Here is a 21185-nt window from a genome sequence, read left to right as displayed (position 1 = left end):
GAGACATCACCCGTAAGCGTTGCGCTGCAACCTGTCTCGCGGCACGTGCCGCAGAAGGAGTCCGTCATGGGCACCCCGTTCAACACCACGACCGCGGTCAAGGGCCTGGCCCCCGACCTCGTCACCATCCCGCCGGCCGAGCTGATCCCCGAGGCCCTCATCATGAAGGCCTCGACGCAGGCCGGGTTCGTCGACGGCGACCAGCCCCTGGTCCGCCTCCCGTTCGTCGCCGTCGACCCCGACGAGGCCGGGTTCGTGCCCGAGGCCCAGACGATCGACGAGACCGACCCCGACGACCGGGAATACCTGTGCGCGACGGGCAAAGTGGCTCTGCTGCTGCCTATTTCGCGTGAGCTGTGGCAGAAGGCGCCGTCGGCGAGGCTGCTGTCCGACGCCGCCAGGACCGCCGTCATCCGGTCCGCAAACCGGGCCTTCCTCAGCCAGCCTCCGCCGACCGCGCCCGCGCTGACGCCGCCGCCGGGAATCCTGCGGCAGACCCACGCCGTCTCGCCCGACTCGGTGGAGGAGTCACTGGACCCCGTGATCGACGCGGTGGCCCGCATTGAGGCCGACGGCGGCGCGGCCACGTACATCCTTGCCAGCCCCGAGGCCTGGGCCTACGTGTCCAAGCTGCGGGTGCAGGACGGCTCGAACGCCTCGCTGGTCGGGGCCGGGGTGGACGCCGCCGAGCGCCGTCTGCTCGGACTGCCCGTCTACGTGGACAGGGACGTCGTCGGTCCGAGCCTGGTCGTGGCCGACCGCAGCGCGGTGCTGTCGGCGGTCGGGCCGGTGAACCTGGCGACCAGCGAGCACCACCTGTTCGAGAAGGACAGCGTGGCCCTGAGGATCACGTTCCGGTTCGGGGCCGTCATCACCTGGCCCGAGCGCGTCGTGGAAATCCCCGTCGGCATGGCGAGCTAGGTTCGACAGACCGTCCCCCCACCGGGGCCGTCGGCGGAAGGTCTCACGATCCTCTCTCTACGCCGCCAACGGCCGTAACTGGCCGGTGAGGCCACGGACCGACCCGGCGCGCGAACCGTCCAACTTGCTCGCGGTCCGCGCGCCGGGTCTTCGGGTCAGGTCGGCCAACCGCATCCGCGGCACGCCGTCGCTTACGGCCAGCGGCCAGCGGCCCGGCCGACCGCCGCGTTCGTGGCTGGGAGGTCGCTGGGGGGTGCGGGGTGATCCCCCGACCTGGTCCAGCCGCCCCGGTCGGCATAGGCCCTGGAATCTCGCCCAAGTCACACCCTTTCGACCACGGAAAGGATCGACCAATGCCCAGGACCGCCGCGGATGCGCCCAGGACGACCCCTGGACCTCTAAATGGCCAGCTACATGCCCTAGACCTCGACCGGGCCGCAGCGCCGTTACGGGCGATCCTGGACGATCTGTCCTCGAGGCTGATCGCCGACGTCGAGATGCTGTTGACCCGCACCGCCGGCCTGGCGCCCGACGAACTGGTGAGCCTGCTAGCCGACGCGTTGCCAACCATGGCTGATCCGGTCGCCGGGGCGGCGACCGACTTCACGCTCTCCTGGTACGAGAATCTGGCGCCCAATCAGCGGTACCAGCCCGAACCACCCGCAGGCCATGGGATGCCCGATCCCGCACAGCTGGCCGCGACCGCCGGATGGGCTGTCCGTAGTCCGTCGATCGGCGCGACCCCGACCGAGCGGCTGACCGGCGCCGCGACCCGCTGGGTGCACGACGCGGCGCGAGAAACGGTGAGCCACAACGCGTCTCGTGAGGGTGTGCGGTACATGCGGCACGCCGCAGCCGGTGCCTGCGCCTTCTGTCGCCTCGGCGCTACCCGCGGCGCGATCTTCAAGTCCGCGGCTGCGGCGATCAAAGGGCATGACAACTGTCACTGTGTAGCGATCCCGCAGCGGCCCGGCACACGGCTGGTCCTGCCCGAGCGGTACGACGCTTGGGAACGCCAGTACGAGGACGCGACGGTCTCGCTGCGGGAGCAGGGCAGGCCGGTCGACCTGCGGAACGTCCTGTCAGCGATGCGGGCCAGCGAAGGCGTTGGGTAGATCAACTATCACCAGCAGACGAAGACTGTCGTGGTAGGAGATCCGACGCCGTATATTTCGTTCCACCTGAAGGACAAGTTCAAAGGAGATCCGGATGTTCGCATGCGATGCCGTGGATCTTGACTACGTCGACATAGCTCCAACCCGTCTCCAGTTCACCGCCTGCATAGGGCGACCGACGGGCGAGGTATTCGCAGCGTTGGCACATGATCCGGCCAACTGGGGCGAATTTTTTCCTGGCTTCGACAGGACAGGCCACTACCAGACCCCTGCCCCGTATGGCGTCGGCTCTCGACGTGTAGCGCGGTTCACCGGCATCAAGTTCGAAGAGACGATCCTCGCTTGGGACGAAGGCAAGCGTTGGGCTTTTCGCGTCGACAGCACACAAGCGCCACTATTTCGCGCTGCTGTCGAGGACTACCACTTCGAGACCAAGGGCAACAACACCACGCTGCTGCGGTGGACTTTTGCCTACCAGCCCCGATTCGCGTTCAAACTGGTTGGGCCAGTGCTGCCGCGCGCGTTGGCTCTCGCATTTGCCCGCGTCGGTCACAACCTTGAGGGTGGTCGCTGGTTTTCGTCACAGCCTCCCAGCTGAACCGATCCCTTAAAGCGTTCTTCGCGCATTCGCTGACAAGCCTTGAGGGAGACTTGAGGGCGGTGCCGTCGGGCCGTGGCCCGCAATGAGGGACCCAGCTAACGCCTGGTCCCAAGGCGGATAGCAGGCAGATAACATCCGAGACCTGGACCAGAGGCCGAAAACCGCCTCTGACCAGCGGAGACTCTTGGTGCCCCCGGCAGGATTCGAACCTGCGACACCGGCTTTAGGAGAGCCGTGCTCTATCCCCTGAGCTACGGGGGCGGGGAACATCGTGCGAGATCTGAATAAAACTCTCCGGCGGCAATGAGTGTAACGGGCACTGGTGAATGCGGCACGGATGCCGACGTCAATCCTTCGACGGGTAGATCAGCTTCCCGTCCTCGATCACCGCGTCGTCGTTCAAGGCGGCGGGGCACGTGGTGCTGGGGGACATGATGTGGGTGACGGCGATGCCAGCCACTATCAACGCGTCGGTGATCAGTCTGCGATGGCAGCGCCACGGCACCGCTTCGCTGCACATAATCACCGGACGCTGGTGCAGTGACAACTCGATCAGCTCACCCAGGCCCTCGGCGAAGTCAGAACTTTGCATGTAATCGGCGTAGTCGCGGAAAGCTTTGACCCGCCAGGCGGTGTTCACGCTCGGCGTGCCGGCCGGGGTATGCCGGCGGCCCCCGAGTTTCGGCATCCACCGATAGCCGATGTCGGACGGCAATTCGTCGATGATCGCCGCTTTGTTCCATTGCGGGAACTTCCTGGACGCCGGGAACGAACGGACGTCTACCAAACAGGTGATGTCGTGGGCGCGCAGCATCTCGAGTAGTTCAGCGAACTCGCGTGTGGAATGACCGACCGTCCACACCTGACGGGCCTCTTCGGGTATCACTGGCCGCGCCCTGTCTGCGCGCAGGCGATCGTCATGCCAGCAGATCGTCGGCCATGATTGGTATGTCGCGAACCCGGATTCCCGTCGCGTGGTAAACAGCATTGGCCACCGCCGCGGCAGCGCCGACGATGCCGATCTCACCGGCTCCCCTGGAACCCATCGGGTTGGCGTGCTCGTCGACCTCGTCGAGCCAAATCGCTTCGATGTCACGGACATCGGCGTGGGCGCTGATGTGGTAGGTCGCCAAATCCTGCGTAACCACGTGGCCGAATCTCGGGTCGCGCACGCTTTCCTCGTGCAACGCTGCGGACAGGCCCATGGTCATCCCGCCAATCAACTGCGAGCGCAGCGTGCCGGCGTTGATGGCACGGCCGACCGAAAATACGCCGAGCATCCGCGGTACCCGGATCTCGCCAGTGTCGCGGTTCACGTGAGCCTCGACGAAATGGGCACCAAAGGAGTACATCGCGAACTTTTCGGCGTCGGGATTGTCGGGAGCCTCGGTGGTGACCGACGCTCCCGGCGCCGGAGTGTCGCCGTGCTGGTCGCGGAAGGCGCGTACCGCCGCGACGATCGCGGTGCCCCATGAGCTGATGCCCGACGATCCGCCGGCGACCGAGGCCTGCGGCAGGTCGGTGTTGCCGATTTGCAGGTCGATCGATTCGGTGGGGCAGCCCAGCGCGTCGGCCGCGATCTGCGTCAGCGCGGTCCAGGTGCCGGTTCCGATGTCGACGGCGCCGATCTGGACCGCATATTGCTTGTCGGCTTGATACTCGATTCGGGCGGCGTTGCCCGGCATCGCCGTTGCCGGATACGTCGCGGCGGCTACACCGCTGCCCACCAGCCAGTCACCGTTGCGGCGGCTTCGGGGCGACGCGTTGCGCTGGGCCCAGTTGAAGCGTTCGGCTCCGGCGCGCAGGCAGTCGACGAGGCGACGCCCGGACCACGGGTTGCCGGTGTCGGGATCGACATCGGGCTCGTTGCGGATCCGCAGTTCGATCGGGTCGATGTCGCAAGCGACCGCGAGTTCGTCCATCGCGACCTCGACGGCGTACATTCCGGGCGCTTCGCCGGGTGCGCGCATCCAATACGGCACCGGCACATCGAGCGCGACGACTCGGTGCGAAGTGCGGCGGTTCGGCGCCGCGTACATCGTCCGCGACGGCACCGCGGCTTGTTCGGCGAATTCCTTGACGGTGGCAGTCTGGGTAAAAGCCTCATGCGAAATCGCGCACAACGATCCCTGTCGGCTGGCGCCGAGCCTGATCCGTTGGATCGTCGGAGTCCGGTAGCCGACCAGTGAGAACATCTGCTGGCGGGTCACCGCGAACTTCACCGGCCGTCCGGAAATGCGCTGCGCGGCAAGGATGGCCAGCACGTTGTGAGCATGCGGAGCTCCCTTGGAGCCGAAGCCGCCGCCGACATGCGGTGCGACAACCCGGATTTGGTCAGTTTCGAGTCCAAACAACGGTGCCAGCGCATCGCGGACCGCGTGCACGCCCTGGGTCGAATCGTAGATGGTCACTTGGGTGCGCCCAGATGCGTTGTCCCAGATGACAATGCAGGCATGCGGTTCCATCGGGTTGTTGTGTTCGATGGCGGTGCGATAGGTCGCATCGACGGTGATCGCCGCGTCAGCAAGGCCGGCATCGGCATCACCGTCGGAGGTGTCGGTGGGGAATGAACCGTTCACTTCCTCCGGCGCGTACAGTCGCGGATGATCAGCGCAAAGTTCGGTGTCGTGTGACTCTTCGGCATAGTCGACCGACACCAAATCGGCGGCCTGACGGGCTATCTCGAGTGTCTCGGCGACGACCGCCCCGATCAGCTGCCCGCGGAACTGCACTCGGTCGTCCTGAAGGATGCACATTTCACCGTCGGACGTGTCCGCGAGCTTGGGTGCGTCGAACACGGTCAGCACGGCCAGGACCCCGTCCAACTGTTCGGCGGCGGAGATATCCATCGCGGTGACGCGCCCGTGGGCGATCGTGGCTTGGATCGGGGTCAGGTAGCTCGGTTGTTCGACCGGATGCTCGAATGCGTACGGCGCGGTGCCGGTGACCTTGGCCCGACCGTCCAATCGGCTCAGCGAGGAGCCCATCGAGTTGGCGGCGATCAGCGTCATCGTTGCGCCTCCTCGGTCAGGGAGCGCAGCGTAGCTACCAGGGCTCGCTGCGCCATCTCAACTTTGAACTCGTTGCCCTCGAGCGGAGCCGCGTCGGCAAGCTCAGCCTGGGCCGCTCGTTCCAACACCTCGGTGTCGGCGGGTGCCCCCTGCAGCACTGCCTCGGCCCGGGTGGCGCGCCACGGCTTGTGGGCAACTCCACCCAGAGCGATGCGAACCGACGCAAGCTCGGCACTGCCCTCTCTGAAGGCCAGTTCGGCGGCGACGGAGACGAGTGCGAAGGCGTAGGAGGCACGATCGCGCACCTTGCGGTAGGTCGAGTGGGCGCCATCCGCCGGGGCGGGAAGTTCAACGGCGGTGATGAGTTGTCCGTGGCTCAGCACGGTGTCCAGGTCGGGCCGATCGCCGGGCAGCCGGTAGAAGTCGGTCAGCGCAATCCGCCGCTGCCCTTCGACGTCCTCGCATACCACTCGGGCATCAAGCATTGTCATGGCTACGGCCATGTCCGACGGGTGGGTCGCCACGCAATGTTGGGAGGCGCCCAGGATTGCGTGATAACGGACGTAGCCGCCGATCGCCGAGCATCCGCTACCGGGTGTGCGTTTGTTGCATGGCGTGGTCACATCCTGAAAGTACGGACACCGGGTGCGCTGCAGCAGATTTCCGCCCGTGGTGGCCAAATTGCGCAACTGGCCGGAAGCACCGGACAGCAACGCCCGGGAAAGCGCGGGATATCGGGTGCGGACGAGCGGATGCGCGGCGAGGTCGCTGTTGCGCACCGCGGCACCGATACGCAATCCGCCGTCGGGCAGTTCGTCGATGTCGGTGAGCGGTAGACGACTGACGTCGATCAGCAGGTCGGGGCTGGCGATACCCAATTTCATGTGATCGACCAGATTGGTGCCGGCTCCCAGAAATGCCGCACCCGGGTGCTGCGCCGCGGTTGCTGTCGCGTCCTGTGCACTCGTGGCGCGGTGGTACTGAAACGGAATCACGTCGCCACCTGCCGGATGGCCGCGAGGATGTTGGGATAGGCGCCGCAGCGGCACAGGTTGCCGCTCATCCGTTCCCTGATTTCGTCGTCCGTGAGCTCTTGATCAACCTCGAGGTCGGCCGTGACGTGGCTGGGATAACCGGCCTTGACTTCCTCGAGCATTCCTACGGCCGAACAGATTTGGCCCGGAGTGCAGTAGCCGCACTGAAACCCGTCGTGATCCAGAAACGCTTGCTGCATCGGATGCAGTTCGTCGTCTGTGGCCAATCCGGCGGCGGTAGTGATGTGTGCGCCGTCGTGAGCGACCGCGAGAGCTAGACAGGTGAGCGCTCGACGCCCGTCGAGCAGGACGGTGCACGATCCGCACTGCCCGTGATCGCATCCCTTCTTGGGTGCGGTCACACCTAGGCGTTCGCGAAGCGCATCAAGCAGAGTCGTGCGATTGTCGACTCTCAACGTTCGCCGTTGACCATCGATGTCCAGGGCGATGTCGGTCGCAGTGTCGGAGGCATCCATCGAAGTGTGATACCCACTGCCGGCACCGATAGTCGTATCGCGATTTCGTCAGACACCGGCGGGAACCGGCCCGCGTCATGCACGAAGCACTCAACGCAATTCGGCGATGATGTTCGCGAAGTTGTCGATGTGGTTGTCCTGCACGGTGAAGTGGCTCACCCCGTACTTCTCCCGCAGCCCAAGCAGCCGATCGGCCATCTCCCGTGGTGACCCTTTGAGTACCGAATGCATGGCCAGCACTTGCTCGTCGGAAAGATCCGGCGCGTTGCGACGGGTCAAGGACAAGTTGGGGATGGTCTCGTCCGAACGCGGCACCGCGGTGATCACCAGGTTCAGTTCCAGTGCCTCGAACCGGTCACCGGCGGCAGCGCGGACGAAATCGATACGTTCGGCCAGCGGGTCCTCGACGTCGCGGACCTTCGCCCCCGTGAGCCCGATGATGTCGGCATGGCGTGCCGCGAGTGTCATCACCCGGTTGCCGTTGCCGGCGATCATGATCGGTACTCGCGGGTGATGCTCGGCCAGATACTCCGTCATGTGCGCGAGATGATCGACCCGCGCGCCAGCGCTGGGATAGGGGAGTTCGGCTGCCTCGAATTCCTCACGGACATAACCGGTTCCGAGCCCAACCTCCAAGCGCCCGTCGCTGAGCATGTCCAGAGCTCCGATGTCGCGGCTTAACAGCGCCGGTTTATAGAACGCGGCGTTGAGCACGTACATGCTCAAGCGAATCCGCTCGGTGACCATTGCGGCCGCCGTCAGCGTCGGAAACGGGGCGGCCGCACCGAGATGATCTGGTACACAAAGAATGTCGAACCCAAGATCTTCTGCCCGTCGGGCTACCTCAACCAGCGCCTCGCGAGATTTGAAATAGCGGATGCTCAAGCCGAAACGAAAATCCTTGACCACCAATAACCTCCATCAACACTCAGAACGAACCGGCCACGAACGCGCCGCCGCCACCAACCCGGTTACCAAGCTGGACGTGACCGGCGACAGCCCGTCCGACTCAGGGAGGGGACTACGCGGGCTCAGCCCCCTTACCCGAGCCGGCAATTCCAACTGCATCCCACCGTCACGCACCCGGTTGACCGGGTTGTCCGGATGCAGACCCCGCAGTTCGGCCGGGATGGCCTCGAGGTCGGTGACAACCTCGTAGCCGGGCAGCCGGATGTGTTGTGCCACATGGGAAGCCAACGCACGATTATGGCCACCGGCCAGCAGCTGCGTACCGCGCCCGATGCGTCCGTAGCCGTGCAGCGAAACGGCGACATCGACGTGATCGAGGAACTCGGCCAATGCGCGCGACCCCGCGGGATCGAACCTGGCCGACGGCAAATGGTGGGGGTAGCGGTCCGGGTGGCGCAATAGGTACACCGAGGCGCCGGCCGCGTCGGCGGCACGCTCGGCGATCACGTCGGTCATCTGTTCCAGTCCGCCGCCATGAATGGCGAGAAACCCGAATCGGGATCGCAGCCGGGACACCTCGACCATGCCCGGCTCGTTCTGCAGTTCCGAAAGTGACTGTGGCCCAGTACCATCGGCAACCACCGGTCGTGGCCAGTGCGTGGGGTCCCAGCGGTGCAGAAAGTCGATCCAGCGCTGCGGCAGCCCGTGGTGGACCGCGCCGTTGATGATGCGCGTCAGATAGCCCGGCCGCGGCGGACCCGGAACAACCCGCGGGTCGATGTACACCCAGGCCGGCGCCGGCCCGGTGTCGGTGTACACGGTGAGCCGGTCGCGTCGGTAGCGCACCGGAACTCCCTCGGCGCTGTCCAGGACGGTCAGGTCGTGGTCGGAAAGTTGCCAGAGCACGCCGTGCACTTCGGTGCCGGCGACCGGTTCGACGGTGGCCACGCCGCGCTCATTGATGAGCCAGTCGTGGTCGCACAGCAGCGCGGGCCGCGGATCGCCGGCGTCGGGGCAGCGTTTCGCCATCTGCTCGACGCACAGATTGGATCCGTATGCGAAGTACGGGTGCCGGCGGACCGGCATTCAGCCCATCACGGTCAGGTAGATCAGCGCCACGTTAAGCAGACTAATCATCACCGCGACCACCCAGCCAACGACTGTGGTGACGCGGTGGTTGGCGTCGGCACCCATCAATTCGCGGTCGGCCGTCAGTCGCACCAGCGGCAGCACCGCGAACGGAAGGCCGAACGACAGCACCACCTGGGAGAGCACCAGGGTCCGGGTCGGGTCGACGTTGAGCGCCAGCAACGCCACCGCGGGACCCAGCGTGACAAGGCGACGCACCACCATGGGAACCGACCAGTGCAGCAGGCCCTGCATGATCATCGCCCCGGCATAAGCGCCCACCGACGACGACGCCAGGCCCGAGGCCAGCAACCCGATTGCGAACAGCACCGCGATCGTCGGCCCCAGGGTGTCGCGGACCGCTGCATAAGCGTCCTCGATCGAACCCACGTCCCCGTGACCACGCATGTTGAACGCGGCGACCAGCAGCATTGCGGCATTGACCCCGCCGGCGATCACCATGGCCACACCGACGTCCCAGCGGGTGATGCGCAGCAGACGACGCCGCGGCGGGCCGGGCTCGGGATGCCCGTGCCGGTCGCGAGCCAACCCGGAATGCAGGTAGACCGCGTGGGGCATGACGGTGGCGCCCAGGATCGCCGCGGCCAGCAGCACGCTTTCGGTGCCCTGGAAGCGTGGTACCAGACCCGTGAGGACCTCGCCGGCCGGCGGCGTCGAGACGAAGAAACTGGCGGTGAAGCCGACCGCAATTACCAGCAGCAATCCGGTGATGACCGTCTCGAACAGTCGCTGGCCCCGGCGGTCCTTGATCATCAGTACCAGCAGCGATATGGCGCCGGTGATTACTCCGCCGAGCGGCAGCGGCAGGCCGAACAGGATGCGCAGGGCGATCGCGCCGCCGATCACCTCGGCGACATCGGTGGACATCGCGACGATCTCGGCCTGCGCCCAGTAGGCCAGACGAGCCGGACGGCTCATCCGCGCGCCGATTGCTTCTGGCAGCGATCGTCCGGTGACCAGCCCGAGTTTCGCCGAGAGGTATTGGACCAGTCCCGCCATCACGTTTGCCGCGACGATCACCCAAAGCAGCAGATAGCCGAACTGGGTGCCCGAGCTGACGTTGGCCGCGACGTTTCCGGGGTCGACGTAGGCGATGGCGGCAACGAAGGCCGGCCCGAGCAGATACCAGCCCGCTTTGTCCGAGGTTGTGATCTCCTGCGCCAATTCACCGGCCTTCGGAAGGGACGAGAGCGATACCGAATAAAAAAGTGAGGGTATCCGAAACCCGTCCGGGCTCGGCCACTGCCCGTCGCTACCCGGCGCCGATGCTGCCGCCGCCGTCCACCCGCAAAATCTGCCCGGTGATATACCCGGCATCCTCGTCGAGGAGTAGGCAGATCGGCTGGGCAATCTCTGCCGGAGTCCCCACCCGACGCATGGGGATGGCCGCCAGCAGGCGAGCTTCGCGTTCGGATCCGGCCGGACTGCGTTCTCGGTACATCTCGGTTTCAATCGGCCCGGGTGCGACGGCATTGACGGTGACGCCGGTCTCGGCAAGCTCGGCCGCCCAAATGCGGGTGCAGGTTTCCAGCGCTGCCTTGGCGGCGGCATACGGCGTGCGCTCCCGCGTCCCGCGCGTCGTCAAGCTGCTGACGTTGACGATTCGGCCCCACCCCGCGGCCGTCATGCCCGGCAGTACCGCCTGCACCACCTGCACAGCGATGCGCACGTTCATGTCATAGGCCAGCGCAAGGTCGTCCAAGTCGATCGAGCCGATGCGGCCGAACCGCGCGAACCCGACGTTGTTGACCACCGCGTCGACAGTGCCGTCGGCCACCACTTGCTGCAGCGTCGACGCCGTTGCAGTTCGATCGGCCAAGTCGACCGGATAAAACGGGCCTGGAAAATCCGCTGGCGCCGTGCGCGCCAGACCGATCGGTTCCTGGCCGCGCTCGGCGAGTCGGTCGGCGACGGCGCGGCCGATACCTTTGGACGCTCCCGTGATCAGTACCCGTCGTCTGGGCATGTCGTCCCCCTATGCGCTGGCACCACTAAACGCATTTCAGTGTGTGTCTCAACCCGCTGCACAGGCCAGGTTGCAAGGGACATGATTCCCACGAAAACCGACACGTGACGAAGGGCTTACAGATCCGGGACGGGAATCTCAAGGTTAGGGAAGGTGAGGCCGCCGTCGACCTCCAATGTCTTGCCGGTCAAGAAGCCACCCGCCGGCGACGCCAAATACACTGCGGCAGCGGCAATGTCGAGCGGGTCACCGAGGCGTCGCAGCGGCGTTGCCTGCTCCATCGGGGCGCGTAGGTCGTCGTTGTCGGCCACCACGTCAAGTGCGGACGTCAAAATCGAACCCGGTGCGATCGCGTTGACCCGGATGCGCGGGCACAGGTCCAGCGCGGTGAGCCGGGTGTAGTGGGACAACGCTGCCTTGGCGGTGCCGTACGCGGCGAAGCCACGCCCGGCCAACCGGCCGATAGCCGAGGTGATGTTGATGATGCTGCCCCCGCCGGAGTGCTCGAGCATCAACGGCACGGCCGCGACGGTCAAGGCGTGTGCGGTGCCGACGTTGAAGGTGAATGCGTCCTTGAGGTCCTTGGTGGACGTGGTCAGCAAGGTGTTGGGCATCGAACCGCCGACGTTGTTGACGACGACGTCTAGTTTCCCGAAGGCATCGACGGCTGCGTCGGCCAGTCGAGCGGTGTCCTCGGGATGGGCCAGGTCGGCGGCGATGACGTGCGCTTGCCGGCCCGTCGCACGCACCTGTTCGGCCACCTCGTCGAGTTGGGATTTGGTCCTCGACGCGATGACGACATCGGCGCCGGCTTCGGCGAACGCCAGCGCAATGGCCGCGCCCAGGCCGCGGCCTGCTCCGGTGATTACGGCAACTTTGTCGTCAAGGCGAAACCTGTCGAGGATCACTGCGGGCTCGTTTCAGTTGTCGGGCGAACGACGGCGACCCGCCGTCTGGGGCCATTCTGTAACACGTTCTAGTTTGGCATAACCCCGGGCAACCTAGTGGGCCCCTCGGCAGCGTTCCCGTCAGATGGTGCCGCGCGGCATCACCCACCTATGCCGGAAGGTCAATACGGTTGCGGCCGTATCGAAGCCGGCGTCATAGTGCACAACGGTGAGCTTGTGCGCGCACGCCAGGGCGGCCGTCAAAAGGTCGACTATGTCCACCCTGTTGTGCTCGCAGGTTTTTGCCAGCGCCCGTTGCGCGCCCAACGCGGCGTGCCAGTGTTCGTCATTGGTCGGCAAGTATTCCCGGGTAGCTCGGCGATCCGCCAGCAACTGCTCGAACTCGGCCGCACCCGGGACCGCGGCGAACGCTTCTGCGTCCAATGCTGCGGTGGTCGCGACCGTGCCTTTACTGACCAGGGCCCGCAACCGACGTGCCACTTCGGGGTTGGACATGCGCGAAGCGGCGCTGGTGTCGATCAGGTAGCGCGCGACTAGTGCCATGCTGCGACTCTTTTCCCAATATTCACCAATCTTCCTTCCTGCAGCCATGTTTGGCGGTCTGCGGGCCTTCGCGCCATCGCGACGACTGTCGGGCTAGGCCATCGGCACTGGTGCGAGTCGCTGGCCCGAACGCGCAACCGAACAAAATAGTTGGGCGTCTTACAGCGCGCAGCAGAAAATGAATTCGTTATTGAAACGTCATATGACCGGCAGTCAGTGTAAAGATGTTGGACAGACGCCGGCGCCTAAATACTCGGGTTTCTCAGACTCTGTCTAGTCGTTAGACAAACGATCCGAAAGGTACGGATGCAAATTTTGCATTCAATTCGTCGGGGCATACCAGCTGCGCGACCGTGTGTACGGCCCAAACCTTAACACTTGCAACAGGTTTCATGCGTATATGCCGCTATAAGTGAGATACGGAACTGCCTGGTGAAGGCACGCTGGACCAAGTGCGCCGATACGGATTTAGTTTATGCAGCTAACAGAAATTCAATTATCGAAATCGCTAGGTGCGTAGCGGACTTTCCACGTACTATCAGCGCGTGTCCATGCCCCGCATGGATTCGGCGGATCAGGAGGAATACCCAATGAGTAATTTGAGTCGAGCCCGAGTGCGGGCGCTGGTGGTACTCGGCGCCATGGTCGCGGCGTTCGGTCTGACTGGCGCGGCCTGCTCCAGTCAGCCCAACCTGGGGCAGTCTGCCCCACAGGCGAGCGGTGTTGCGGTAGCGTCGTCGCCGGCCATCGTCTGAGGAACATGCGATCTCGTTCTCTTCCGAACGTGCTGGCAGGCAAGCATTTCGGAAGGGAGCGCTGTCGCGAGCTCAAGACTTTTGAAGGTTGAACAACCCTCGAACGGTAGAAGAAGCTGAGCCACTGAGAATCCGCGGACCTTTCAACACACGTTACCTGTTGTTAATGTAGCTAGCAGGCTGAAGGACGTGGTAAGAAAGGGGCTGGTTGGCGGGCCGCGGAGCGGAGGACTGTGGCTAGTATGTTTCATCACTACCGTTAGGAACTGAATTGAAACTCAACCGATTTGGCGCCACGCTGGGGGTTCTGGCTTCGGGCGCACTGGTTTTGTCAGCGTGTGGTAGCGACAACAATGCGAGCGGGGGAAGCTCAGCCGGATCATCGGGCGCCGCAAGCAACGTGAGTTGCGGCGGGAAGAAGACGCTGAAGGCCAGCGGCTCGACCGCCCAGAACAACGCGATGACGCGATTCGTGAAAGCATTCGAAACCGCCTGCCCTGGGCAGACGTTGAACTACACCGCCAACGGTTCTGGTGCCGGGATCAGCGAATTCAAGGGCAATCAAACAGATTTCGGTGGTTCGGACTCTCCGCTGAGCAAAGAGGAAGCTGCTGCCGCTCAGGAACGCTGTGGCGGTGCGCCGGCGTGGAACCTCCCGGTGGTGTTCGGTCCCATCGCGGTGACCTACAACATCAACGGAGTCAGCTCGCTGAATCTGGACGGGGCCACCCTGGCCAAGATCTTCAACGGCTCCATCAAAACCTGGAACGACCCGGCGATCGCCGCGATCAATTCCGGTACCAACCTGCCGGATACGCCCATTCACGTCGTGTTCCGCAGCGACGAGTCCGGAACCACGGACAACTTCCAGAAGTACCTGGACGCGGCATCCAACGGCGCCTGGGGCAAAGGCACCGGACAGGGCTTCAACGGTGGTGTAGGCGAAGGCGCCGCGGGAAACGACGGTACGTCGCAAGCGATGAAGCGGGTTGACGGTTCGATCACCTATAACGAGTGGTCATTCGCGGTCGGCCATCAGTTGAACATGGCCCAGATCATTACCTCCGCGGGCCCCGAGGCGGTCTCGATCAGCGCCGAAACCGTGGGCAAAACCATTGCCGGGGCCACCTTCATCAGCGGTGGCGAGGAGCACGACCTGGTTGTGGACACGTCGTCCTTCTATCGACCCACCCAGACCGGCGCCTACCCGATAGTGCTGGTCACCTACGAAATAGTCTGTTCGAAGTATCCTGACTCGCCGACCGGCAGCGCGGTAAAGGCGTTCATGCAGGCCACAATTGGCGAGGGTCAGATCGGTTTGGACGAGTACGGATACATTCCGCTGCCGTCGACGTTCCAACAAAAGCTGATCCCGGTAGTCAACGCCATCGCGTGACCGGGACGCGTTGCGCGGCGCAGAATTCCGTCGGTGAATGATCGTATCGACATTGTCCAGCAACAGTTTTCGTCAGCGCGGGTGTGCACGACAGTTAATCGCGGACGGGGCTCCGTTACTCACTCGTGATTCAAAATTCACCCCCAGTCGCTGGATTTTGTTGTGTGCCCGCTCTCGTAGGATTTACCGTGTGTTAACCATCAGTTTCGGCGCGACGGCACCGTTGGCGTCGGATGCGGCCGGTTTCGGCCCGCGGCATCAGGTGGCCGGGCGAAGGGAGCACAAACGGTGACCAACACCGGGTCGGATTCGCGGGTGGGGTCGCAGTTCGGGCCTTACCAACTGGTGCGCCTGATCGGTCGCGGCGGCATGGGTGAGGTGTACGAAGCCGAGGACACCCGCAAGAACCGGGTGGTGGCGCTGAAGCTGATCGGGACGCAGTTCTCGAACAACCCCGTGTTCCGCGCTCGTATGCAGCGCGAAGCCGACACCGCGGGACGGCTGACCGAACCGCACATCGTGCCGATTCACGACTACGGCGAACTCGACGGCCAGTTCTACGTGGAGATGCGCCTGATCGACGGCGTCTCGCTGCGCTCGATGCTGACGCAATTCGGCCCGCTGACTCCGGCACGCACGGTGGCCATCGTGCGACAGATCGCGGCGGCGCTGGATGCCGCACATGCCAGTGGGATCACCCACCGCGACGTCAAGCCCGAGAACATCCTGATCGCTCAGAACGACTTCGCCTACCTGGTGGACTTCGGTATCGCCCGCGCCGCCCACGACCCGAATCTCACGCAAAGCGGGATGGCCGTCGGCACCTACAGCTATATGGCCCCGGAGCGGTTCACCGGCGACGAAGTCACCTACCGGGCTGATATCTACGCGCTGGCCTGCGTCCTGGGCGAATGCCTGACCGGAGCACCGCCCTACCGCGCCGACAGCGTCGAGCGGCTGATCGCGTCGCATCTGATGGAGCCGGTGCCGCGGCCCAGCGTGCTTCGTCCCGGCCGGGTTCCCGAGGCGTTGGACCAGGTGATCGCGAAGGGTATGGCCAAGAATCCGAACGAGCGGTACATGACCGCCGGAGACCTGGCCATCGCCGCGCACGAGGCGCTCTCCGCGCCCGAGAAGCGCCAGGAAGCCACCATCCTCCGGCACGGTGACAACGAAACGTTGATGATGCCCGCAACCGACCCGGGCCCCGGCGGGTGGTCCAGTCACGGTGGCTCGGGTCAGCACCCCAGCGATGCGCAGCACAGTGAGCCCGCGACCATGCGGGGGCCGGTGCCCCAGTTCCGCACCGGTGACGAGACGATGGCCCAGCCGCTGCCACCGCAGAACACCGGCGGGTGGCGAGAGAAACCCAACAACTCCGATCAGTGGACGCAAGCGGCGCCGGTGCCGCCCGTCGGCTGGGCCAGCCAACCGGGGGTGGCCACCTCCGGACCCGTCCCGATGGGTCCGCCGCCGTATCAGCAGCCGTCGCAACCTCACGCGGTTGCCACCCCGCCCGGCCAGCGCAAGTCGCGCAAGGGGTTGATCATCGGCGCCGCTGCCGCGGCTGTCCTGCTCGTCGTGATCGCCGCGACCGCGTTCCTGCTCACCCGGTCCGACGGAGGTGGCGGCGGCAGTTCACCGACCACTATCGCGGGCGGAGCAACCGTGATGCCCTTCAACGGGCTCAACTTCCGCTTCGCCCCGGGTGGGGTCGCTGTCGACGGCAGCGGCACCGTCTACGTCACCAACCAGACCATGTACGGCCGGGTGGTGGCGTTGCCCGACGGCTCCAGCTCGCCGACGGTCAAGCCGTTCAACGGGCTCTACGAGCCACAAGGCCTCGCGGTCGACAGCAGCGGAAAGATCTACGTCAGCGACTTCAACAATCGGGTAGTGGCACTCGCGGCCGGCTCGAACAACCAGGTGGTGCTGCCTTTCAACGGCCTCAACTACCCCGAGGGTGTGGCGGTCGACGCCCAAGGTGCCGTCTACGTTGCCGACCGCGGCAACAACAGGGTGGTGAAGTTGGCCGCGGGCAGCAACGAGCAGACCGAAGTGCCGTTTACCGGTCTGAAAAACCCCGACGGCGTCGCCATCGACAGCGAGGGCAATGTCTACGTCACCGACACCGACAACAACAGGGTGCTCAAGCTGGAAGCAGGGACCAGCAATCAAACGGTGTTGCCGTTTACCGGCATGTCCGCACCGTGGGGCATCACTGTGGACAGCGCGGGCAACGTCTACGTCACCGAACACGACAACAACGTGGTGGCGAAGCTGCCGGCCGGAGCGACAGCCTCGGTCGAACTGCCGTTCAGTGGCCTGAACACCCCGCTATCGGTGGCGGTGGACAAGAAGGGCAACGTTTACGTGGCAGATCGTGGCAACGGCAGGGTGTTGCGGCTACCGCCCGGCAAGTGATCAGGACCGGAGCTTTTCCAGCATCCGAGCCAGCAACCGGAACAAGGCGTAGACGTAGCCTCGGGTAGCAATCAGCTTGATACCTGCTGCGACGACATTGATCAGCGCCACGATGATGATCAGGGTCAGCGCCGCTCCCCAGACGCGCAGCACGCCGGCCGCTTCGGGGTTGGTGAGCTCGGTGTAGATCATCAGCGGCAACGACGCCATGTTGCCGTTGAAGATGTCCAGGTTGATCGAACGGCTGTATCCCACCAGCACCAGCACCGGTGCGGTTTCACCGATCACCCGTGCGACCGCCAGCAGGACCCCCGACAGGATGCCCGGGAACGCGATCGGGGTCACGATCCGCACGATCGTCTTCCACTTCGGAACACCCAAGGCGTAGCTGGCTTCCCGCAGTTCGTCGGGCACCAGTCGCAACATCTCCTCGGTGGACCGCACCACCACGGGCAGCATCAGCAGCACCAGCGCGAACGCGACGGCCAGAGCGCTCTGCGGGAAGCCCATCGTGGCGATCCAGAGGCTGAAGATGAACAGGGCCGCCACAATCGACGGCACTCCGGCAAGCACGTCGACCATGAACGTGGTCAGTCGCGCCATCCGACTGTTGCCGTACTCCACCAGATACACCGCGGTCATCAGCCCGAGCGGCACGGCAATCAGCGCCGCCACACCGGCCTGTACCAGTGACCCGTACAGCGCGTGATAGATGCCGCCGGCGAACTCTTCGGGAAGCACGCCGCGCAATGAGTGGGTCCACCAGTCCAGGTGGACTACCGCCCGCCAGCCTCGGGCGATGACGACCCCGAGCAGCCAGATCAGCGGCACCAAAGCGATGATGAACGAGGCGAAGAAAAACGTTGCGGCAACGGCGTTCTTAAGTCGCCGCCACAGGCTTAGGGGACGAAAAACCACCATCTTGACCGGCATGTCGAGCGCGGTGGTGCTCACCTGGGTCACCCGTTGACCTTCCCACCGGCAATCGCTCGTGCGGCGGCGTTGACCAGGAAGGTCAGCACGAAAAGCGCAAATCCGGCCGAGATGTAGGCACCCGTCGGCAGCGGCTCGCTGAATTCCGAAGCAGCTGAGGCGATTTTGGACGCGAACGTGTAGCCGCCGTCGAACACCGACCAGTTGCCGGGCTTCGCGGCGGAACGCAGGATGATCAGCACCGCGACGGTCTCGCCCAAGGCTCGGCCCAGGCCCAGCATGGAGGCGGCCACCACGCCGCTGCGACCGAACGGCAACACGGTCATCCGTATCACTTCCCACTTCGTCGCACCGAGCGCTTGTGCCGCTTCGATCTGCATCAGCGGGGTCTGCCGGAAGACTTCGCGGGACACCGAGGTGATGATCGGCAAGATCATCACCGACAGCACGATGCCGGCGGTGAAGATGGTGCCGCCGCCTGCCAGGGATACGTTGCCCAGGGCAAACGGATGCCAGTTCCCGATGCCCACCCAACCCAGATAGCGGTTGAGCGATCGGGCGACCGGTTCGAGTTGCGGCGCCAGCACGAAGATTCCCCACAGCCCGAAAACGATCGACGGCACCGCGGCCAGCAGGTCGACCATCGCACCAAACGGCCGGGCCAATCGCTTCGGGGCGTATTGGGTGACGAACACCGCGATGCCGACGGCGATCGGCACCGCCAGCAGCAGCGCCCCGACCGAACTGAGCACCGTGACCATGAACAAATCGCGGATGCCGAACGCCAAGTTGGCGTCGCTCGCGGTTTCGAACTTGGGGCTGGTGAAGAAGTTCGCGTGGTTGGCGCGCAGCGACGGGATCGCCTTGATCAAGAGGAACACCGCGATCAGCGCGATAGCCACCACGATGGTGGATCCCGCAGCCGAGGCAAGCCACTTGAACAGGCGATCAGCCCGTCGCGCCGCGCGCGCGTCTACCTCCGCTAGCGCAGATTTTGCTAGCGGGGTTGTTACCACGTGAACCTCAGATCAGGAGATGGCGTTAACCGCGGTCGACAACCTCGACTTGAACGAGTCCGGGATGGGGACATAACCGGCGTCGCCCAAACCATTCTGGCCAGCGCCGATGGTCGACTGCAAGAACGCCTTGACCGCGGTCCCAGCCTGAGCATCGGGGTACTTCGAGCACACGATCTCGTAAGTGGCCAGCACGATCGGGTAGGAACCGGGTTGCGTGGGCCGGTAGAAGGAAAGTGTGTCGAGCACCAGGTCGTTGCCTTGCCCGGAGATCGTGGCACCGGCGATGGTCTTGCCCACCGAGTCGACCCCGATGGTGACGGGCTCCGGACCGGCCGAGGTGATGACCTTGGCGATGTTCAGTTTCTGGTTCTGCGCGAACGACCACTCGTTGTAGGTGATCGACCCTTCGGTGGTCTTGATAGCCGCCGAGGTGCCGTCGTTACCCTTCGCGCCTTCACCGACGCCGCCCTTGAAGCTCTTACCGGCGCCCTTGCCCCACGCGCCGTTGGAGGCAGCGTCAAGGTAGCGCTGGAAGTTGTCCGTGGTTCCGGACTCGTCGCTGCGGAACACGACGTGAATGGGCGTATCCGGCAGGTTGGTACCGGAATTGATCGCGGCGATCGCCGGGTCGTTCCAGGTTTTGATGGAGCCGTTGAAGATCTTGGCCAGGGTGGCCCCGTCCAGGCTGAGCGAGTTGATTCCGTTGATGTTGTAAGTGACCGCGATCGGGCCGAACACGACGGGGATGTCCCAGGCAGGCGAACCGCAGCGTTCCCTGGCGCGGTCGGGTTCGCCCTTACTGGCGTTCATCGGCGAATCCGAGCCCGCCAGGTCGGTCTGGCCGGCGAGAAACGCTTTCATGCCGGCGCCGGAACCGTTGGCGTTGTAGTCCAGGGTGTGGCCGGGACAGGACTTGATGTAGGCGTAGACGAACTGTTCCATCGCGTTCTTCTGGGCGGTTGAGCCGCCGGCGAGAATCTTCTTTTTGCCGCCGCAGTTCACCGGGACCACGGGGGTGCTGCTGGATCCGGACGACGACGTGTTGCCGGAATTGCCTCCGCATCCCGAAAGCACCAGTGCGCCGACAACCAGCAGGCTGAGGGCGGCAACACATCGAGTGAATTTCACGGCAACTCCTCGAGAAGACTCAGGGTCGATTGCAGGTGACCCCAGAATGTCATTGGTCACCCCGTGGCGGTCAAGGTTTCCTACGATTTCGACGCCGCTTTGGAACCAGACTTCTTGGCGGGTGCCTTGTTGGCCGGTGCTTTCTTTGCCTCGGTCTTGGGCCCAGTTTTCTTCGCCGGCGCCTTCTTAGGCTCGGTTTTTTTCGCTGCCGTCTTCTTAGGCTCGGCGGGAGCGCCTTTGGTGCCCGAGCGGGCTTTCACGCTCGCTTCCAGTTTGGCCAAGAGATCCGAGACGTCTTCGGTCTCGTCCAACTCGGTAGGCTTCTCCTCGACTGTAAATGCCTCTCCGCCTTCAAGTTTGGCGTCGACCAGTTCCTGCAGCTGCTCCTGATAGTTGTCGTGGTAACGGTCCGGGTCGAAGTCGTCGGCCATCGACTCCACCACCTGCCCGGCCATCTTCAGCTCGGCGGGCTTGATCTCCACCTCTTTGTCGAGCACCGGGAAGTCGGGGTCGCGAATCTCGTCGGGCCACAGCAATGTGTGGATCACCATCACGTCACGTTTGCCGAAATCCTTGACGCGCAAGGCTGCCAGCCTTGTCTTGTTACGCAACGAAAAGTGGACGATGGCCATCCGGTCGGTCTCGGCGAGGGTCTTGGCCAGCAGCACATACGATTTGGAGGATTTTGAGTCCGGCTCCAAAAAGTAGCTGCGGTCGAACAGCATCGGATCGACCTCGCTGGCCGGGACGAACTCCAAAACCTCGATCTCGCGGCTGCGTTCCTCAGGCAAGGTAGCGATGTCGTCGTCGGTGATGATCACCGACTTCCCGTCGTCGGACTCAAAAGCTCGGGCGATATGCGCGTATTCGACGACCTCGCCGCACACCTCGCAGACA

At 64.4% G+C, this 21185-nt stretch carries 20 protein-coding genes and 1 tRNA gene; 6 read left to right on the top strand and 15 right to left on the bottom strand.

The genetic code is table 11. From position 1 onward, the window contains the following. Window positions 1-66 precede the first annotated feature (66 nt). The 3 genes from A5634_RS10065 (at window position 67) to A5634_RS10055 (ending at window position 2634) form a co-directional block, all read left to right on the top strand. On the top strand, window positions 67-921 hold the full coding sequence (locus A5634_RS10065) for a phage major capsid protein (RefSeq protein ID WP_065143910.1): 855 nt from the start codon (window positions 67-69) through the stop codon (window positions 919-921). Window positions 922-1274: 353 nt separating this feature from the next. Then, window positions 1275-2036: a hypothetical protein gene (locus A5634_RS10060; protein WP_155769459.1), complete on the top strand. Its 762-nt coding sequence runs from the start codon at window positions 1275-1277 to the stop codon at window positions 2034-2036. A 94-nt stretch (window positions 2037-2130) separates the two neighbouring features. Continuing rightward, window positions 2131-2634 carry an SRPBCC family protein gene (locus A5634_RS10055; RefSeq protein ID WP_065143899.1) on the top strand — a complete coding sequence of 168 codons (504 nt, stop codon included), beginning with the start codon at window positions 2131-2133 and terminating at the stop codon, window positions 2632-2634. 188 nt (window positions 2635-2822) lie between these two features. Here A5634_RS10055 and A5634_RS10050 read toward each other — a convergent pair. The 11 genes from A5634_RS10050 to A5634_RS10000 all read right to left on the bottom strand — a co-directional run bounded on the left by A5634_RS10050 (window position 2823) and on the right by A5634_RS10000 (window position 12633). Further along, window positions 2823-2898 (bottom strand) — tRNA-Arg (locus A5634_RS10050). Between the two features lie 85 nt (window positions 2899-2983). Further along, the gene (locus A5634_RS10045; protein ID WP_253861536.1) at window positions 2984-3523 is read right to left on the bottom strand and encodes a DUF488 domain-containing protein; all 540 of its coding nucleotides are present in this window, start codon (window positions 3521-3523) and stop codon (window positions 2984-2986) included. 31 nt (window positions 3524-3554) lie between these two features. Further along, on the bottom strand, window positions 3555-5648 hold the full coding sequence (locus A5634_RS10040) for a xanthine dehydrogenase family protein molybdopterin-binding subunit (RefSeq protein WP_065143898.1): 2094 nt from the start codon (window positions 5646-5648) through the stop codon (window positions 3555-3557). Beyond that, the gene (locus A5634_RS10035) at window positions 5645-6643 is read right to left on the bottom strand and encodes an FAD binding domain-containing protein (RefSeq protein WP_065143897.1); all 999 of its coding nucleotides are present in this window, start codon (window positions 6641-6643) and stop codon (window positions 5645-5647) included. The genes A5634_RS10040 and A5634_RS10035 overlap by 4 nt, the downstream gene beginning before the upstream one ends. Then, a complete protein-coding gene (locus A5634_RS10030) occupies window positions 6640-7158 on the bottom strand; it encodes a 2Fe-2S iron-sulfur cluster-binding protein (protein ID WP_065143896.1) in 519 nt (172 codons plus the stop codon). The genes A5634_RS10035 and A5634_RS10030 overlap by 4 nt, the downstream gene beginning before the upstream one ends. A 90-nt stretch (window positions 7159-7248) precedes the next feature. Beyond that, entirely contained in the window at window positions 7249-8067 is an 819-nt protein-coding gene (locus tag A5634_RS10025; RefSeq protein ID WP_065143895.1) for an LLM class F420-dependent oxidoreductase, read from the bottom strand. Between the two features lie 12 nt (window positions 8068-8079). Beyond that, entirely contained in the window at window positions 8080-9153 is a 1074-nt protein-coding gene (locus A5634_RS10020) for a poly-gamma-glutamate hydrolase family protein (RefSeq protein ID WP_065143894.1), read from the bottom strand. After that, complete coding sequence (locus A5634_RS10015; protein WP_253861537.1) at window positions 9154-10434, bottom strand: Nramp family divalent metal transporter; 1281 nt, start codon at window positions 10432-10434, stop codon at window positions 9154-9156. Window positions 10435-10468: 34 nt separating this feature from the next. After that, window positions 10469-11182 carry an SDR family oxidoreductase gene (locus tag A5634_RS10010; protein WP_065143892.1) on the bottom strand — a complete coding sequence of 238 codons (714 nt, stop codon included), beginning with the start codon at window positions 11180-11182 and terminating at the stop codon, window positions 10469-10471. 116 nt (window positions 11183-11298) lie between these two features. Next, window positions 11299-12090, bottom strand: coding sequence for an SDR family oxidoreductase (locus tag A5634_RS10005; RefSeq protein ID WP_065143891.1), 792 nt, complete (start codon window positions 12088-12090; stop codon window positions 11299-11301). A gap of 120 nt (window positions 12091-12210) precedes the next feature. Next, a complete protein-coding gene (locus tag A5634_RS10000; RefSeq protein ID WP_065143890.1) occupies window positions 12211-12633 on the bottom strand; it encodes a PIN domain-containing protein in 423 nt (140 codons plus the stop codon). A gap of 590 nt (window positions 12634-13223) precedes the next feature. Here A5634_RS10000 and A5634_RS28145 point away from each other — a divergent pair. The 3 genes from A5634_RS28145 (at window position 13224) to A5634_RS09990 (ending at window position 17208) form a co-directional block, all read left to right on the top strand. Further along, window positions 13224-13388, top strand: coding sequence for a hypothetical protein (locus A5634_RS28145; RefSeq protein WP_155769457.1), 165 nt, complete (start codon window positions 13224-13226; stop codon window positions 13386-13388). A 271-nt stretch (window positions 13389-13659) separates the two neighbouring features. Then, on the top strand, window positions 13660-14784 hold the full coding sequence (gene pstS, locus A5634_RS09995; protein ID WP_065143889.1) for a phosphate ABC transporter substrate-binding protein PstS: 1125 nt from the start codon (window positions 13660-13662) through the stop codon (window positions 14782-14784). Window positions 14785-15072: 288 nt separating this feature from the next. Next, window positions 15073-17208: a serine/threonine-protein kinase PknD gene (locus A5634_RS09990; protein WP_065143888.1), complete on the top strand. Its 2136-nt coding sequence runs from the start codon at window positions 15073-15075 to the stop codon at window positions 17206-17208. Here A5634_RS09990 and pstA read toward each other — a convergent pair whose 3' ends face one another. From pstA to A5634_RS09970, 4 genes are all read right to left on the bottom strand, one after another. Then, window positions 17209-18141, bottom strand: a complete 933-nt coding sequence (gene pstA, locus A5634_RS09985) for a phosphate ABC transporter permease PstA (protein ID WP_155769461.1) — start codon at window positions 18139-18141, stop codon at window positions 17209-17211. Window positions 18142-18167: 26 nt separating this feature from the next. After that, window positions 18168-19157 (bottom strand): phosphate ABC transporter permease subunit PstC, encoded by a 990-nt coding sequence (pstC, locus tag A5634_RS09980; protein WP_065143887.1) that lies wholly within the window; start codon window positions 19155-19157, stop codon window positions 18168-18170. A gap of 12 nt (window positions 19158-19169) precedes the next feature. Next, window positions 19170-20288, bottom strand: coding sequence for a phosphate ABC transporter substrate-binding protein PstS (pstS, locus tag A5634_RS09975; RefSeq protein ID WP_065143886.1), 1119 nt, complete (start codon window positions 20286-20288; stop codon window positions 19170-19172). Window positions 20289-20368: 80 nt separating this feature from the next. Next, the coding region (locus A5634_RS09970; RefSeq protein WP_065143885.1) for a Ku protein at window positions 20369-21185 on the bottom strand (817 nt) is incomplete at its 5' end.

This window comes from Mycobacterium asiaticum, from assembly GCF_001673365.1.
GTDB classification, from domain to species: domain Bacteria; phylum Actinomycetota; class Actinomycetes; order Mycobacteriales; family Mycobacteriaceae; genus Mycobacterium; species Mycobacterium asiaticum_A.
The sequence above is the reverse complement of the archived record's forward strand: the minus strand, read 5'-3'. Positions and strand labels throughout refer to the sequence as shown.